Raw genomic sequence first — 16,298 nt, forward strand, 5'->3', positions numbered from 1 at the left:
CAGCTCTTTTCATACAAATTTAACACTCTAATACATTTTGCTTTCTTTCCATTATCACCTCACATATTAAGTGCATCAACATAATACAGCGTATCATCCGTCTGAAAATACATAACAGATCCGCGGCTATAATAAGTAACAAATGGAATCGGTTCTCCAAATTCATTACGAAGATTTATATCATGCACATGATTATTATTTAAATCATAAACAACCAACTTTTTATCTTGCGTAATGAATACTACTTTATCTTGAGCAACCGCAAAACTTTCTGACCGTATTTCCTTAATTACATTTATTTCATTCCATGACATATGAATTTCTTTATCTTTCATTTGAACTAAAGGAAATTCTGAATAATAATAGAACCAAACGTCTCCATCTATAACGTTCATTGCATAACAATCATCTACAGGAGGAACATTAAACCTTTCTACATATTGATCCTAACTATCAAAAATCAATTGACCTTTAGAATCAAAAGCAACTATACCATTTACTCCAATTGGACACTCTCCGAAAACCCCTTCATCACAATAACCAACCCATATATCTTCATTCACATCAACCTGACAATCTTGAATCCCTTCTCCGGCATAAAACTTACAATATTCACTTCCGTCTGCATTATAAATAACTGCATTATCACCTTCATAATTAAATATAAGCAACCATCTCTCTCCGATTCGTTGCATACATTGAACAGATTCAACATCAACATCAATATCCACATTTAAATTGAAACTCTTTATATTTAAATTAGTTTTATCCAAATAAATTATACAAGGCTGATCCGTATTCTTTTGTACGAGTAACATTACATTTTGTTTATAATCCAAACTCATTTTTTTAAACTGATACGCTTCAACCATAGACTTAAAACTTTTTAACTCTTTACAGACGATATCTTTCATATAGATGAAAATCCTCTCATTGCTTCTAAATATAAAAAATAAGCGTCAAACTTCCTTAATCTTAATAAGTTTGACGCTTATTCTCAATTATAATTTATTTAACTACAAACAATATCTCTTACTCTCTCAAAACCTATATATAACCATAACCCTAAAGGTTTTTTATATTTCCTTTATAAATTATGAACACTTCAAAATTAACCACGGATACCACAATATCTCTTCCGCCTCTATCTTTTGATTATCAATTAAATGAATAACATATTGTGCATCGTCATAATTAGCGATAAGCGATAGTTCATTTAAATTCTTACCATACTTTCTAAAATCAGTCTGTACATTATTATGAATAAACGAATAAAAATTATTGTTACTATAGCCACATATATCAACGCCTAATATTTCATCTTTATTGATACAGAATGGCAATGCATCTTCCATAAAATTATATATAGAACAGTCAAAATCATTTTCTTCCCTCTCATTCAATAAAAAATCCGTCCGATACTCTTCTGAAAGATTTAAACTAACAATTTCTAAATCTTCTATCCCCTTTAGATTCGGCCCCAATAACTTAGAACTGTGCAATAAGGCACGAAATATTATGCTAACAAATCCCCAAACATATCAATCAATCCCTCTAAATCCCTACCAAAATCATTAATATTATCCTGTTCATCAAAGCCTTTTTCAATTAATTCATCTGCTAAAATGTCTCTTAGCTCATGTATTGTTTCAATTTCTAATACACGAAAATCCTTACAATCTATAACCCATAATAATTCAGGGGCATTTTCCCGTAATATCTGTTGTAATAATTCTTTTGTATCCTGCTTAAAATTATACAAGTTGATTTTTCCTTTCTATTCTTATATGATTTCGGTAATCCAAAGACATCTACTTTCTTCTCACCTAAAAATTTAATGAATTTTAGAAAGAAACTCAATTAAAAAAATGTAAGACTTTAAGGAAAGATAGTAATTCTGACTCTTTATCGACAATTTCCCGTTTTCTATTTCATAATTCATTATAATGAATTATGATATTTTTATATAAAAATAATCATTAAATTAGGTGTAATATCTATCTTGTTTACGATGAATAAATAGTGGAAACAAAAGAAATTAAATCCATTCAATTTCTTTTCTTTATTACCTATTCCCCCTAAACATCCATACCTCAAAACAAAAAATACGGTCCCTATACACACTCATACAGGAACCGCACCTTATCATTAAATCACAAAATCCTCTGGAATAAACACCTTCACTTCTTTCGGCTGTACGTATACAACATCACCCGTTTGAATGCTGAGCTGTTTGAACTGTTCTTTACTAATTTCTGCTTCTAAGTACTCATCTGTACCGTCTCGTTTTAATTCTACATATACGACAGGTCCAACTGCGTGAGAGTATGATACTTTTGCAGGGATTGCATCTACGCTTTGTTTCGTACGAGAGATGGATAAGTGATGCGGCCTTACGTAAGCTACTCCGTCTACGTTTGAAACGTGCTTATGCTCTGGTGCTTCTAGTTCCACTGAGCCTACATTCAGCTTACCTTTATGGACGCGGCCGTGAAATAAATTTACATTTCCTAAAAAGTCATACACGAACGGGCTTGCTGGGTTTTCATATACTTCTTCCGGTGTTCCCATTTGTTCAATGCGGCCTTCATTCATTACAACGATGCGGTCCGCAACGTCTAGTGCTTCTTCTTGATCATGCGTTACGAATACGCTCGTAATTTGAAATTCGTCATGTAATTTCCTAAGCCATCTTCTTAATTCTTTTCTCACTTTTGCATCAAGTGCACCGAACGGTTCATCGAGTAATAAAATTTTCGGTTCAACTGCAAGTGCCCGTGCTAGTGCGATACGCTGTCGTTGTCCGCCAGATAGTTGCGCTGGGTAACGTTTGGCGAAACCATCCATTTTTACTAGTTTCAATAGTTCTGTTACTTTTTCTTCTATCACTTCTGCTGACGGTCTTAAGCTTTTCTTTCTTACCTTTAAGCCGAAAGCGACATTTTCAAATACATTCATATGTTTAAAGAGCGCATAATGCTGGAAGACGAAGCCGACTTGCCGATTTTTCACATGAATGCTCGTTAAGTCTTCTCCATCAAATGATATAGAGCCGCCATCCGCTTCTTCTAATCCTGCAATAATTCGTAATAACGTCGTTTTCCCAGAACCTGACGGGCCTAATAAGGCGACAAGTTCGCCTTTTGGAATATCCAAATGAATGTCTGTTAGCGCCTGAAATGTACCATATTGTTTGGATACATTTTGAATTTGAATACTCACCATAATCCCCCTTATTATCGTTTTTCCATTCTCCATTCAATCCAGTTTTTTATAACGAGCGTAAAAACAGCGATAAGTGACATTAAAGTCGCCACAGCGAACGCTGCTGAAAATTGATATTCATTGTACAAAATTTCAATGTGCAGCGGCATCGTATTCGTAACGCCGCGCACGTGACCTGATACAACGGAAACTGCTCCGAACTCACCGATAGCACGGGCATTACATAGGATCATACCGTATAAAAGACCCCATTTTATATTTGGAAGTGTAACGCGCCAAAACATTTTCCAGCCGCTTGCGCCAAGTGATAGAGCTGCCTCTTCTTCACTTTTTCCTTGCGCTTGCATAATCGGGATTAGTTCACGTGCAACGAACGGAAACGTTACAAAAATCGTTGCGATAATAATGCCTGGGACAGAGAAAATGAGTTTGATCCCATGTTCGAGTAACCATCCGCCAAGAGCCGCCCTCGGTGTGAACAGTAAAACGAATACTAATCCTGCGATAACTGGTGACACAGCAAATGGCAATTCAATAAGAGAAAGCAATATCTGTTTTCCTTTAAACTGAAATTTGGTAATAAGCCACGCAGCCGCTATCCCGAATATCGTATTAAGCGGTACGACGATACATGCAACGAGAAGCGTTAACCGAATTGCCGAAAATGCTTCTTGATCTGTTACGGCTGCAACGTATACATCAATCCCTCGTTCAAAAGCCTTTAGAAAAATCGTTATGAGCGGCAATAATAGAAAGAGAGATAAAAATAAAACTGTAATCGTAATGAATACAATTGGTACAAACCTAGATTCATTTTTAGTTGATTTGCTTTTTACTATTTTCTTTTCTAGTAATGTTGGTTCCATTTTCTCCCCTCCTATTCGCTTTTCAGTTCATGCCTTCTGCTCCAGCTTTGAATCATATTGATAAGAAGAAGGAAAAGGAGAGAAACAATAAGCATTACAGTCGCTACAGCTGTTGCGCCCGCATAATCATATTGTTCTAGTTTTGTCATGATCATCAGTGGTGCAATTTCTGTTTTCATCGGCATATTCCCCGCGATGAAAACGACAGATCCGTATTCTCCTAATGCCCGTGCAAATGCGAGTGAAAAACCCGCCAGAAGAGCGGGAAAGATTTCTGGTAAAATGATTTTCATAAATATTTGAAAGCGTGATGCCCCTAAACTCGAGGCCGCTTCTTCTATTTCTTTATCAATATTTTGAAGCACTGGTTGCACCATCCGAACGACAAATGGTAAACCGATAAAAGTAAGCGCAACGATTATTCCAAGTTGTGTGAATGCTACTTTTATATGAAACACGCTTAATAATTTTCCAATCCAGCCATTTTCCGCATATAAAGTGGTAAGTGTAATACCAGCTACAGCTGTAGGGAGGGCAAACGGCAAATCAATGAGTCCATCTAATAGTCGTTTCCCTGGAAATGTGTATCGAACGAGTACCCAAGCAATTAATAAGCCGAAAATGGCATTTACAACGGCCGCTGCAAATGAAGTTGTCAAGCTAACTTGATAGGAATGTAACACACGCTCGTTCGTTATAACTTCTGCAAACTTCTTCCAACCTAACTGTGAAGTTTGAATAAATACGATAGAAAGTGGTATAAGTACAAATAAACTCATATACAGCATTGTAAATCCAAGAGATAATCCAAACCCTGGTAAAACACGTTTCTTTCTCATCTTCTTTCACCTCATCCCCCTTTAGCAGCGCTCATTATTTTTGATACATTTTATCGAATACGCCGCCGTCATTAAAGTGTTTTTCCTGTGCTTTTTTCCAGCCACCAAATAACTCATCTACTGTAAATAATTGAACCTTTGGGAATTGAGATGCATATTTTTCTGCTACTTTTTCATTACGAGGACGATAAAAGTTTTTCGCCGCAATCTCCTGACCTTTTTCTGAGTACAAATATTCCAGATATCCTTCTGCTACTTTTTTCGTTCCTTTTTTATCAACGACTTTATCTACAACCGCTACTGGTGGTTCCGCAAGTACACTAATAGACGGTGTTACAATTTCAAATTTATCTTTTCCAAGTTCTTTTTGTGATAACAACGCTTCATTTTCCCACGCGATTAATACGTCTCCAATTCCTTTTTCAACAAATGTTGTCGTTGCTCCGCGTGCTCCTGAATCAAGTACTTCCACGTTTTTATAAATTTGGCCAACAAATTCTTTCGCCTTATCTTCACTATTATTATATTTTTTCAGTGCGTATCCCCACGCCGCTAAATAGTTCCAACGTGCTCCGCCTGATGTTTTCGGATTTGGCGTAATGACAGACACACCTTTTTTCGTTAAATCATCCCAGTCTTTAATTCCTTTCGGGTTTCCTTTTCGCACAAGAAATACAATTGTTGATGTGTACGGAGTCGAATTATCCGCAAATCGCTTCTGCCAGTCTTCTGCTAACTGTTTCTTTTTGCTAATCGCATCAATATCATAAGCAAGTGCTAACGTAACAACATCGGCTTCTAAACCATCAATAACAGAACGCGCCTGACTTCCAGATCCTCCGTGTGATTGTTTTACATTTACTGTTTGCCCATTCTTCTCTTTCCAATACTTCGCAAATTCTTTATTGAAGTCTTGATATAATTCCCTAGTTGGATCATACGAAACATTTAAAAGCTCAACTGTTTTTTTATCTCCACTTCCTTCAGAATTACTAGTGGATGTTGCCGAACCACACCCTGATAAAAGCACAACTGCTGATAATAAAACACCTGTACTTTTCATAAACGCTGTCTTACCCCACTTTTTCATTGTTAAGCCCCCTTAGTTTATACAATAGAAAAAGGCACACAATCTATTCACAAAAGTGAACATTGTGCGCCTTCAGTTTATCTGATTAGCTTCTAATGTATTTTATTCTATTCGATTTCTTTTCATTTTAATTCCGTAATTCATATGTGTCAACTTGGATTTTGTTTTTTCTTCCTAAATAAAAATCAGTGAGGATCGTCCCTCACTGATTACAGTTTCAATTTATTTCTTCAACTTATCCGTCTTCGCAATAAATTGCGCTGCTTCCGCGCGGCTTACCGCTTTATCTGGAGCCCAGCCATTATCTGTTCCAACTGAAATGTTTTCTTGAATTAAAATATTGGCATACTTCGCACCCCAATGATTTTTTAAGTCCGCAAATTCTTTTGGTAGTTTCATATTTTCATTTCTTTCTAATTTATATGCATTTACTAGCATCGTAGCCATTGATGCACGGTTAATGATTCCGTTCGGATTAAAGTTACCGCTCTCATCACCTTTTACAATACCTGCTTTTTCAACTGCTGCGATGTACGGTGTAGCCCAGTGATTTTGTGCATCAGGGAATGATGGCTTTGCATCTTTATTAATTTCTAACCCTAACACAGTTGCTAATATTTTTGCAGCTGAACTACGATCGATATTTTCAGCCGGAGCAAATGTACCGTCTGGCTTACCGTGCACTGCTTCTTTATCTACTAAATATTGAACTGATTCTTGTGCCCAAGCTGGTACATCAGAGAATTTAGGCTTCTGTTCAATTGCACTTGCATCGATTTCAAACTGTAGTTGATATTTATGATCATATTTAATTGCTGGAATTAATATATGCATTTGCATATTATATTTTTTCGAGAACTCACCGATTTCAAATTGAACAACTTTCGTGCCATTATTCGCTTTATCTTCGGAGATTACTTTTACATCATGGAATGTCCCTATTTTATTTGGATCTTCTACTCTAAGATACTGAAAATAGCTACTATCTTGAACTTTTAATGTAACGATTTTTTTATCACCTTGAATCGTTACTTTTGGATTTTTTAAATATGTAGATGCAACTGATGTATCATTCGTTTGATCTTTATAAGTCTTTAAAATAACGTCATATGTGCCATCTGCTAGTTTGCTAGCTGCTTTCATTTCTACTGCCGCTTCTGCTTTCGCAATCGGTGCCATAATACCACTGAATGGAACTGCTAAAGTTGCTGCTATAACGAACGCATTAACATATTTTTTCTTAATCATTATCAACATGACCTCTCTCTTTATATGATTATACCCAACATAACCATCATATTGATAATGATTATCAATGTCAAATAAAAAATATCATTTCCTGCACAAATATGCCTTTCGTTCATTTTTAAATAGTAAGTAATGTGCCGTATGAACTTTCCTTTCTAAATAATCGATAGAATACGAGCTTGATGGATCAACTAAATCACCTATCGCACCTGAAAGATGATCGATTACTTGCTGCAAAATTTCTAAGTTTTTCTTCTCACTTTCCGCGTTCATTTCATCCATAATGTCACAAATCAGGTATTGAACTCTCCGTAAACGTAATTCCTTTTGCTCCACGTATATCTCCTCCTTATTAGTTATATTACGGTTTAAATATATGGGGTTATAGCTTAGTCAATGCTAAAAAATACAAAGGCAACCACCTTCATAAAGATGGTTGCCCCTATTTTTATACTTGCATCGCTTTCTCTTTTAACGCTCTTCTTAACAACTTACCTGTCGTATTCTTCGGCAATTCTGTTAAAAATTCGATACTCATTGGCACTTTATATTTTGCTAAATGTAACGTGCAATAGTGCATCAGTTCTTCTTCTGTTACGTGAGCTTGTTTCAGAACGACGTAAGCTCGTACTGCTTCCCCTAAGTTTTCATCAGGAACGCCAATTACGACAACCTCTGCTACAGATTCGTGTGTATATAATACTTCCTCTACTTCACGAGGGTATACGTTATAACCACCAACTAAGACGATATCCTTTTTACGATCAACGATATAGAAGTAACCTTCTTCATCCCTTTTCGCTAAGTCTCCTGTATACAGCCAGCCGTCTTTCAATGTCGCTGCTGTATCTTCTGGTGCGTTATAGTATCCTTTCATAACGTTAGGCCCGCGAACAATTAATTCGCCAACTGCACCGACAGGTACTTCTTCCCCAAGTTCATTCACAATTTTGTTTTCTACATGCCAAATATTTGTACCGATCGACCCAGGTTTACGCGGACGATCTAGCGGGTTAAAACAAGTTACTGGTGATGCTTCTGATAAACCGTATCCTTCTGAAACGATAACGTCAAAACGTTTTTCAAAGTTTTGCAGAAGAGCAACAGGCATTGATGCACCACCTGAAATACAAAGACGAAGCGTCTTCACATCTTCTGCGCTTGCTTCTTCGAATAAATATAAATAATTGTACATCGTCGGTACACCAGCAAAAATCGTTGGTTCGTACGTGCGACAAATACGGAATACTTCTTTCGGACTAAATTTCGGTAACATTAAAATAGTCGCCCCGTTCACAATCGGCGCATTGACCGCCACTGTTAAACAAAATACATGGAACATAGGCAGTGCCGCAACGACGCGGTCATCAGCCGTATATTGTAAATACGACGCCACATCGCTCGCATTACTATATAAATTTTTATGTGTTAACATAGCGCCTTTCGGTTTTCCAGTCGTGCCTGAAGTGTATAGAATAACCGCTACATCTTCTTCATCTAGCTCTGGGCCTTCGTAAGTTAAATCTCCAGCCCCTATCATTGTCGTAAACGTTTTCATTTTTTCAGTTTCTGTATGGTTAAAATCTGATGAGGTTTCGCATATGATGATGTTTTCAAGTGAAGGAAGTCTTGTTGTAAGAGATTGTATAACAGGTAGAAGGACGTCGAGTACGATGATTGTTTTTACATCTCCATTTTGTAAAATGTAATGCATTTCGTCTGCTGTATAAATTGGATTAACTGGAATAACTGTCGCTCCAGCTTTCATTGTTCCATATAAACCGACCAAAAAATGTGGTGAGTTTCCAACAACTAATGCGACATTGTCCCCTTTTCCAATGCCCATTGCTGCTAAATTGCTAGAAAACCTTGTGACCATTTTGTTTAATTGGTCATACGAGACCGACTGATCCATAAATATATAAGCCGGTTTATCCCCCTTCTTTTTTGCCGTTTCAGCCAAAGATTGAACGAGATTCACACAAACCCCACCTTTATAAAATTTAGAATATTTAAAAATTCTAAATTAATTATATTAAAAGAAAATTAAAGTAGCAAGTGATATTCCATTAACTGCATATACAACGATCACCTCCTATCGACTTCCTTTGGAAAGATAAGGGAATTTCATTTATTAGCAAATGATGAAACGAATGCTAAAATCATTTCAGGATAATATGCACTCATCTTTTCGCTAAGTTTTTCTAGTTCCTCTTTATTCAAGCTCGTATGCTCCCCATACAAGTTGAATGCATCCGCTCCATTTTCATGAAAAAACAATGTAACATATAATGTCGGTAACCCATTATTGGCCTCATCTATCAACAAGACAAGATCTGGTGTTTTATTCACCGTACTAAACGTTTCATTTCTTTTCCATTCCTTATTTTGAAACATTGTTTGTATATCATCTATCTTTCGTTTGTTATCTGTATGCGTAAAATATATAACATTATCCTTCGCTGGCTTTCCAATAGATAAAAGTGTGCGACTTGAGGACGTTTCATCGCTACACGCTGTCATTCCGATGACGAGGCTGAGTAGTAATACAACGTACATTACCCTTTTCATTTCGAACCGCCTCCTTTTGAATATATATATTCCTTTACGAGGAGCAAATGTCCTGTGATTTTATGGTGAGTGAAATTATATCGGCGATTTTTAAAATATATCGACTTACCAACAAAACGCGACAATCTACGTAAAAAAAAGAGGCTGCCAGTTACGGCAGCCTCCCTTATTTTTAGAAGAATAAATGTAAGAAATCTTCTGTTGTAATATTACCAAAGTAACGTGCGATATCTACGCCCTCTAAAGCTACAGTGAATGCATCTTTATCAAATTGTACACCTGTTAGACGCTCTTCAATGTCATGTACATCTAGCGAACCGAAGAAGTCACCGTAAATTTTACATTCTGTTACTGTTCCTTTTTTCACTTCAAGACGAACGTCAACTTGTCCAACGGGGAAGCGGTGTGAATGTTGTAAGTTGAACTTCGGAGATTTTCCGTAGTTCCAATCCCAATTTTGGTAACGCTCTTCAGAAAGTTTATGGATTTCTTTCCAATCATTTTCTGTTAATTCGTACATCGGAATTTCTGTTTCCCCTTCGAAAATTGTTTCTAGAAGAAGTTGTCTAAACTCTTCTGTTGTCATTTTTTCGTTTAAGAATTCTGTAATGTTCGCAACGCGGCTACGGATTGATTTGATTCCTTTTGATTGGATCTTATCCATTTTTACTTTTAACGCTGATACGACGTGATCGATTTCAGAGTCAAATAGTAACGTACCGTGACTGAACATACGACCTTTCGTTGAGAACTGCGCGTTACCTGAAATTTTTCTACCTTCAGCTAAAATGTCGTTACGACCACTTAGTTCTGCATTTACGCCTAATTTACCAAGCGCTTTCGTTACAGGCTCTGTGAATTTTTTGAAGTTGCTGAAACTGTCTCCATCATCTTTCGTAATAAAGCTGAAGTTTAAGTTTCCTAAATCGTGATATACTGCGCCTCCGCCTGATAGACGACGAACGACATGAATACCTTTTTCTTTTACGTAATCTGCATTAATTTCTTCTACTGTGTTTTGGTTTTTACCAATGATAATGGAAGGTTCGTTAATGTAGAACAGTAAATATGTTTCGTTAATATCTAAATTCTTCACACAATATTCTTCAATTGCTAAGTTTATTCTAGGATCTGTAATTCCTTTATTATCAATAAATAACATCATATCACCTCATGAGTTCCATACGTAGCCACTATGCGCTAGCGTAATATGGCCACTGAAAATTTGTTTTGCCTCTGTTACTAAATCAGATGGGTTTCCTGCATGCGGTAAGTGCGTTAATAAAAGTTCTTTTACATTCGCATCTTTCGCAATACTTGCTACTTCTGTACTATTCATATGTCCTGCTTTTGCCGCTTCTTGATGTGCATACATATTACACTCACAAATAAAAAGATCAGCATCTTTTGTGAATGGAATGAATTCAGGAATATAACTGGAATCCGCGCTATATACTACAGCGTCACTACCAGCTGTAATACGCATCGCAAAGCATGTAACAGGATGAACAGTTTTTAAGAATGAAATCGAGAATGGTCCAACTTGAAGTGTTTCTTCTGGGTTGTACGCAATTCCTTTCGTATGTGGTTCATGCGTTAAAGAATGGAATCCATTCTCGTCAAACGTATGACCGTATATTGGTAACTCCGGTAGTTGCCTTGTTGTCGCACTCGTAATTAATCTCGCATATTGCAATACCCCAATATCCGCAACATGATCGTGATGATAATGCGAAAGTACAACTGCATCTATATCAGATGGTGTTATATATTTTTGAAGCTGTGCTAGTACACCACTACCACAGTCTACAAGTAAACGAAAACCATCTTGTTCAAACAAATACCCCGACGTTGCTTCTCCCGCTTCTGGAAAACCGCCCCAAAAGCCGACAACAGTCATTTTCATATGTATCCATCCTTTCTAAAACCGAGTAGGAATGCATGTTTCACTTACATCCTACATTGTTAACTATAATCCATTTCCTAAACTTTTTCATTAATTTTCAATTTTGTTATAAAACAGTTGTTGACTTTCGTTATTTGTACTAATACAATGATAGTAAGAAATGGAAATGGAGGGATTGACATGATCGATCAACCAATGGAGTTTTTCAGAAATTTACCGACGAAAACTTGTGCGCACTGTGGGAAAGAAATTGATGAGCAGCACGAAGCATACCATAACAAATGTGATGACTGCGTTCACGAAGAATAGTAGTTTATGAACATAAAAAAACCTAGCAGACATAGTCTACTAGGCTAATAACATCGTATCCTTCTTCATCGTTGAACCTTTCACCAAGAGCTCCAGTTCAAACTCATACAATTCTTTTTGTCGATAATTTTTCGTATGGATTTTATCCATCATCAGGTCGACAACCTTTCGGGCCATCTCATCGATTGGCTGCTCAATTGTCGTAATACCTGGCTCTGTAATCTGTGATAATATTTGATTATCAAAACCGATAACAGCGAGATCATCTGGAATGCTCCAGTCATGGCGTTTCGCCTCTGAAATAATTCCAGCTGCAACCTCGTCACCTCCTGCCAAAATCGCGGTAGGATTTTTTTTGTCCTTTAATACTTCATGGAATATTCTCTTTCCATCATCCCAAGAGAAAGCGTTTTCAAGAAAATCGATCGCTTCTACTTGGCGGCTCTTCTCCGTTATGGCACGTAAAAAGCCCATTTTTCGCTGTTGGCTAACCACTTTGGTTTCGTTACCACGACAAAAAATAAGATTACGATATCCTTGTTCTAACACATGCTTAGCAGCTATGTATGCTCCTTGCGCATGATCAAACTTCACTGTTGGAACATTTGCTTCCTCAATATATTCATTACATAACACGATTGGACCGTGCTGTAAGTATGGCTCTACATCTTCCCACGGATTTTCTAGTGAACATAGAATAATCCCATCTACTTGTTTCGTAGATAATAATTGTAAATACTCCATCTCTTTTTCCGGTAAATATCTTGTTTGACAAATAATCAGTTTATATTTATGTTCAGAAGCAGCAATCTCGATTGCTTCGATAAATCTACTGAAGAAAGGATTTGTAATCCTTGGAACTAGCACCGCAATTGTTTCCGTCTTTTGTTTACGAAGCCTTCTCGCCGCAGAATTAGGAACAAAGCCTAAATGCTTCATTGCTAATTGAACCCTTTTTTTCTTCTCATCTGAAACATATGGATGATTATTAATCACCCTAGAAACCGTTGTCCTTGATAACCCCGCTAATTTCGCCACGTCCTCTATAGTCGACACGAAATTCTCCCCCTTTGCATGAAAACGTTTTCTTAAATTGATTATATAGTATATTATTGGAAACTGCAATATGGGTTGTTATGATTTTACTATATTAATATTATACATAGGGAAAAGTATGTTAATGGGAGGGGAAAACATACTGCTTTTAGAAGTTTATAGTAAGCATATTTATAAAAATTTGAAGGTGATATTTCATGAATCGGACAGATCGTTTATTAGCCATATTAATTGAATTACAAAGAAGACAAACTGTTACAGCAAAAAGCTTAGCTGAAAAATTCGAAACAAGTATAAGGACTATTTATCGAGACATGGATGCACTTAACGAATCGGGTGTTCCTATTTATTCAATGCCTGGTCACGGTTATTCATTAATGGATGGTTATTTCTTGCCCCCCATTCAGCTTACGCCTGAAGAGGCTGTTACTCTTTTACTAGGCGGTGATTATATCGAGAAAACTTTCACTTCTTCTTTTTCTGTACATGCACGATCAGCAAAAGAGAAACTTGAAATTGTTCTCCCTGCTGATCAACAAAAGAAAGCCCAGGAATTACGAGAAACTTTTCGTTTCCTTTCTCCTATATTTTCACATCAGCAATCTGAACAAGAAAAACTAGAAAATCAACTTCTCCTATTGCAAGAATCTATTCAAAAAGAACAAGCTATCTCTTTTTCTTATCGGAAACCGAGAGAAACTACAAAAATAAAGCGGACCGTTCATCCTTATGGCTTAGTCAATATTTCAGGAATTTGGTACATCGTTGCCCACTGTTTACTTCGAAAACAAATACGCAATTTCCGCTTAGATCGTATGGATACGTTACAGCAAGAACAAGAATTTTTCACAAAACCGAAAGACTTTTCTTTACAAAACTATAAGCCTGAAAGCAATCGTACTGTTATGATTCATTTATTGTTTCCATCTCATATTGCACATAAAATTATTGAATCACGATATTATTTTATAGATTCATATGAACATAGAGATAACGGTTTTCACGTCTTTTTGAAATCAAGAAGCATAGACGAAGTATTTCAATGGGTATTAAGTTGGGGAAGCCAAGTGCAAGTACTTGAGCCAAAAATTCTTTCTGAGAAAATCCGTGATGAAGCAAAAAAAATGTTACGACTTTAATTGTTTCATTTCACTACTGACATAATGTTGTCAGCATTACTTCTTTATAGTAGGTAGTAACAAATACATTTTCATAAAAAGGAGTTAGCAATATGAAGAAATTTGAGGAATTAGCTACGTATTACATAGAGGAATTAGAAAGGTACTCTATAGAGCAATTTAGGACGAAGCCGTCTAGCGAAGAATGGTCTCTTGGTCAAATGTATAATCATTTAATTGCTTCTACATATATGCAGTTAGATGCAATCGCGAAATGTAAAACTGAAACACCATCAGCAACTAACAAGAAAACGGATATGGGTGAAAAAGTATATAAACTTGGTGCTTTCCCGGATATACAAATCAAAGTACCAAATCATCCTGGATATACACCTGAAAACCCCTCTAATAAAGAAGAAATACAAAAACGTATGCTAGAATTAATTACAGTTGTTAAAGACATTGAGCCAACACTTTCTTCTATTCCAAGTGATTGTAAAGTCGAACATCCTGGGCTTGGTTACTTACATGCAGCAGAATGGTTCCAACTTATTTCTATGCATTTTGCTCATCATCTTCGTCAGAAAGAAAGATTGGAACTTAAGGTTTGCTAAGTGTTAACAATTCCACTAAAAAGAGACTGCCAATATTGGCAGTCTCTTCACTAGAATATGCACCGCCTATACAATTCATAAATTCCCACTTGCTATCAATAGAAGACTCCTCTTTGTTATTCAATATAAAACCCCATCAATACGTCATCCCCATATGATCCATCTTCATATTTAATTTGCTTTCTTTGTCTTCCTTCTTCTACAAATCCCATCCGTTTGTACACTTTAATTGCCCTATCATTAATAGAAACTGCGCCTAAGCAAATTTTCTCTAAACCTTTCTGCTCTTTAGCCCAACGAATAAGAAATTCAATTAGCTTCGTACCAATGCCTTGATTACAGTACGCCTCCTTAATCCCCATTCCCATTGTGCCTGCATGTCGTAAGCGGTCTAGTTCATATCGATTGAAAAGTAAAAAGCCGACCACCTTATTATCTACTTCATAAACTATGTAGAGATTACCTTTCTCATGACTTTTCCGTATCTTTTCTCTTTCTGCATTCATATCATTTGGCAATTTATTTGGAGATACTATAAAAAACTTTGTAGTAGTTTCCGATAGTATAATTTCTTTTCTAATATTCATAATGGGTTCTGCATCAATCTCTTTTGCTAATCGTATCATTGAATCACCTCTTACCCTTTTCCTAAAAAATAATATTTAAACTATAAAATTCTCAATATGCAATATTACATATTGAGAACCTTTTCACTTTTGATACAATATTTTTACGTCTATATAAAAGGAATGTACACAATGAATCCAATCTTAACGGCTGCAAAACAACTATTACATAAAGAAGAAAAGATTTTATCAACTTTAAATTGTTCACTTACCAGTTATATTATTACACATAATGTTCCGTATCCCGGCATGTTACTGGCTACTAATAGAAGGCTTCTCTTTTATGGACAATCTAAAAATACATTCATTACCGAATTTAAGTATGAAAAAATTCAATCTATAGAAACGAAGAGAAGAATCTTTGATAAAAAAATAATATTTTACTATGAAGATGAATATATAACGCTTGGGTACATTACTAGTTCAAATGTTGAAGAGTTCGTAGACTTACTACATAGAAACTGCAACACTAGCGCAGACTCATAATCAGTGGGGATCCCCCTGCTGATTCATTATTGTAACTCCTCCCACTTCGTCCAAACTTCTCTCCCGTTTATATGATACATATTATCCTCGCGATCCATAAACCCATGCACGATAAATTCTCTTCTAATCGTACAAAAATCATCATGATATTGTTTTATGAATGTATTCATTTCTTTTTCCGTATACTGATTCTTTGCATTTAATTTGCAAATTAAATGCTCTAACAATACTAGTTTTTTCTTCTTTTGACCTGGAATCGATTTTAGACGGTCCTCTTTATCGAAAAAATTACGAATGGTTGTATCACGAAATTTCATTTCACTTTCAGTCATTTTGTTGTCCTC

General features: G+C 36.1%; 18 protein-coding genes and 2 pseudogenes. 4 read left to right on the forward strand and 16 right to left on the reverse strand.

Going from position 1 to position 16,298, the window contains the following annotated elements; genetic code table 11:
- Positions 1–59 precede the first annotated feature (59 nt).
- The 13 genes and pseudogenes from AABL52_RS21310 to AABL52_RS21370 all read right to left on the reverse strand — a co-directional run bounded on the left by AABL52_RS21310 (position 60) and on the right by AABL52_RS21370 (position 11,745).
- A pseudogene (locus AABL52_RS21310) lies at positions 60–914 on the reverse strand (hypothetical protein).
- 180 nt (positions 915–1,094) lie between these two features.
- Positions 1,095–1,475: pseudogene (locus AABL52_RS21315) on the reverse strand (hypothetical protein); the annotation flags it as partial.
- A 41-nt stretch (positions 1,476–1,516) separates the two neighbouring features.
- Positions 1,517–1,762, reverse strand: coding sequence for a hypothetical protein (locus AABL52_RS21320; protein WP_341518350.1), 246 nt, complete (start codon positions 1,760–1,762; stop codon positions 1,517–1,519).
- Positions 1,763–2,148: 386 nt separating this feature from the next.
- On the reverse strand, positions 2,149–3,222 hold the full coding sequence (locus AABL52_RS21325) for a sulfate/molybdate ABC transporter ATP-binding protein (RefSeq protein ID WP_341518351.1): 1,074 nt from the start codon (positions 3,220–3,222) through the stop codon (positions 2,149–2,151).
- 14 nt (positions 3,223–3,236) lie between these two features.
- Positions 3,237–4,091 carry a sulfate ABC transporter permease subunit CysW gene (cysW, locus tag AABL52_RS21330; RefSeq protein ID WP_097845306.1) on the reverse strand — a complete coding sequence of 285 codons (855 nt, stop codon included), beginning with the start codon at positions 4,089–4,091 and terminating at the stop codon, positions 3,237–3,239.
- Positions 4,092–4,102: 11 nt separating this feature from the next.
- On the reverse strand, positions 4,103–4,930 hold the full coding sequence (gene cysT / locus AABL52_RS21335) for a sulfate ABC transporter permease subunit CysT (RefSeq protein WP_341518352.1): 828 nt from the start codon (positions 4,928–4,930) through the stop codon (positions 4,103–4,105).
- Between the two features lie 34 nt (positions 4,931–4,964).
- Positions 4,965–6,020, reverse strand: coding sequence for a sulfate ABC transporter substrate-binding protein (locus AABL52_RS21340; protein ID WP_341518353.1), 1,056 nt, complete (start codon positions 6,018–6,020; stop codon positions 4,965–4,967).
- 222 nt (positions 6,021–6,242) lie between these two features.
- Positions 6,243–7,268, reverse strand: coding sequence for an S-layer homology domain-containing protein (locus tag AABL52_RS21345; RefSeq protein ID WP_341518354.1), 1,026 nt, complete (start codon positions 7,266–7,268; stop codon positions 6,243–6,245).
- Positions 7,269–7,352: 84 nt separating this feature from the next.
- Positions 7,353–7,604 (reverse strand): hypothetical protein, encoded by a 252-nt coding sequence (locus AABL52_RS21350; RefSeq protein WP_000435468.1) that lies wholly within the window; start codon positions 7,602–7,604, stop codon positions 7,353–7,355.
- Between the two features lie 112 nt (positions 7,605–7,716).
- Positions 7,717–9,249: a fatty acid--CoA ligase family protein gene (locus AABL52_RS21355; protein ID WP_001055155.1), complete on the reverse strand. Its 1,533-nt coding sequence runs from the start codon at positions 9,247–9,249 to the stop codon at positions 7,717–7,719.
- A 146-nt stretch (positions 9,250–9,395) separates the two neighbouring features.
- On the reverse strand, positions 9,396–9,839 hold the full coding sequence (locus AABL52_RS21360; protein WP_341518355.1) for a hypothetical protein: 444 nt from the start codon (positions 9,837–9,839) through the stop codon (positions 9,396–9,398).
- 172 nt (positions 9,840–10,011) lie between these two features.
- On the reverse strand, positions 10,012–11,001 hold the full coding sequence (locus tag AABL52_RS21365) for a lipoate--protein ligase (protein WP_341519742.1): 990 nt from the start codon (positions 10,999–11,001) through the stop codon (positions 10,012–10,014).
- 9 nt (positions 11,002–11,010) lie between these two features.
- Positions 11,011–11,745 (reverse strand): MBL fold metallo-hydrolase, encoded by a 735-nt coding sequence (locus tag AABL52_RS21370; protein WP_340422091.1) that lies wholly within the window; start codon positions 11,743–11,745, stop codon positions 11,011–11,013.
- A gap of 180 nt (positions 11,746–11,925) precedes the next feature.
- Between AABL52_RS21370 and yhfH the strand changes: the two genes are divergently transcribed.
- The gene (gene yhfH, locus AABL52_RS21375) at positions 11,926–12,054 is read left to right on the forward strand and encodes a protein YhfH (RefSeq protein ID WP_000567010.1); all 129 of its coding nucleotides are present in this window, start codon (positions 11,926–11,928) and stop codon (positions 12,052–12,054) included.
- Positions 12,055–12,093: 39 nt separating this feature from the next.
- On the opposite strand, the gene AABL52_RS21380 is transcribed toward yhfH, so the two are convergent.
- Positions 12,094–13,110: a LacI family DNA-binding transcriptional regulator gene (locus AABL52_RS21380; RefSeq protein ID WP_000103724.1), complete on the reverse strand. Its 1,017-nt coding sequence runs from the start codon at positions 13,108–13,110 to the stop codon at positions 12,094–12,096.
- Positions 13,111–13,307: 197 nt separating this feature from the next.
- Here AABL52_RS21380 and AABL52_RS21385 point away from each other — a divergent pair, with 197 nt between their 5' ends.
- Together AABL52_RS21385 and AABL52_RS21390 are read left to right on the forward strand one after the other, a co-directional pair.
- Positions 13,308–14,249: a helix-turn-helix transcriptional regulator gene (locus AABL52_RS21385; RefSeq protein ID WP_341518356.1), complete on the forward strand. Its 942-nt coding sequence runs from the start codon at positions 13,308–13,310 to the stop codon at positions 14,247–14,249.
- A gap of 92 nt (positions 14,250–14,341) precedes the next feature.
- Positions 14,342–14,842, forward strand: a complete 501-nt coding sequence (locus AABL52_RS21390) for a DinB family protein (protein WP_282895617.1) — start codon at positions 14,342–14,344, stop codon at positions 14,840–14,842.
- Between the two features lie 116 nt (positions 14,843–14,958).
- Here the strand turns inward: AABL52_RS21390 and AABL52_RS21395 are convergent, their stop codons facing one another.
- Positions 14,959–15,468 carry a GNAT family N-acetyltransferase gene (locus AABL52_RS21395; protein WP_341518357.1) on the reverse strand — a complete coding sequence of 170 codons (510 nt, stop codon included), beginning with the start codon at positions 15,466–15,468 and terminating at the stop codon, positions 14,959–14,961.
- A 123-nt stretch (positions 15,469–15,591) separates the two neighbouring features.
- Here AABL52_RS21395 and AABL52_RS21400 point away from each other — a divergent pair, with 123 nt between their 5' ends.
- Positions 15,592–15,954 carry a PH domain-containing protein gene (locus AABL52_RS21400; protein ID WP_282895647.1) on the forward strand — a complete coding sequence of 121 codons (363 nt, stop codon included), beginning with the start codon at positions 15,592–15,594 and terminating at the stop codon, positions 15,952–15,954.
- A 26-nt stretch (positions 15,955–15,980) separates the two neighbouring features.
- Here the strand turns inward: AABL52_RS21400 and AABL52_RS21405 are convergent, their stop codons facing one another.
- Positions 15,981–16,286, reverse strand: coding sequence for a DUF2087 domain-containing protein (locus AABL52_RS21405; protein ID WP_341518358.1), 306 nt, complete (start codon positions 16,284–16,286; stop codon positions 15,981–15,983).
- Positions 16,287–16,298: the final 12 nt, after the last annotated feature.

The sequence above is a fragment of the Bacillus paramobilis genome, assembly GCF_038096195.1.
In the GTDB taxonomy this organism is placed as follows: Bacteria; Bacillota; Bacilli; order Bacillales; family Bacillaceae_G; genus Bacillus_A; species Bacillus_A mobilis.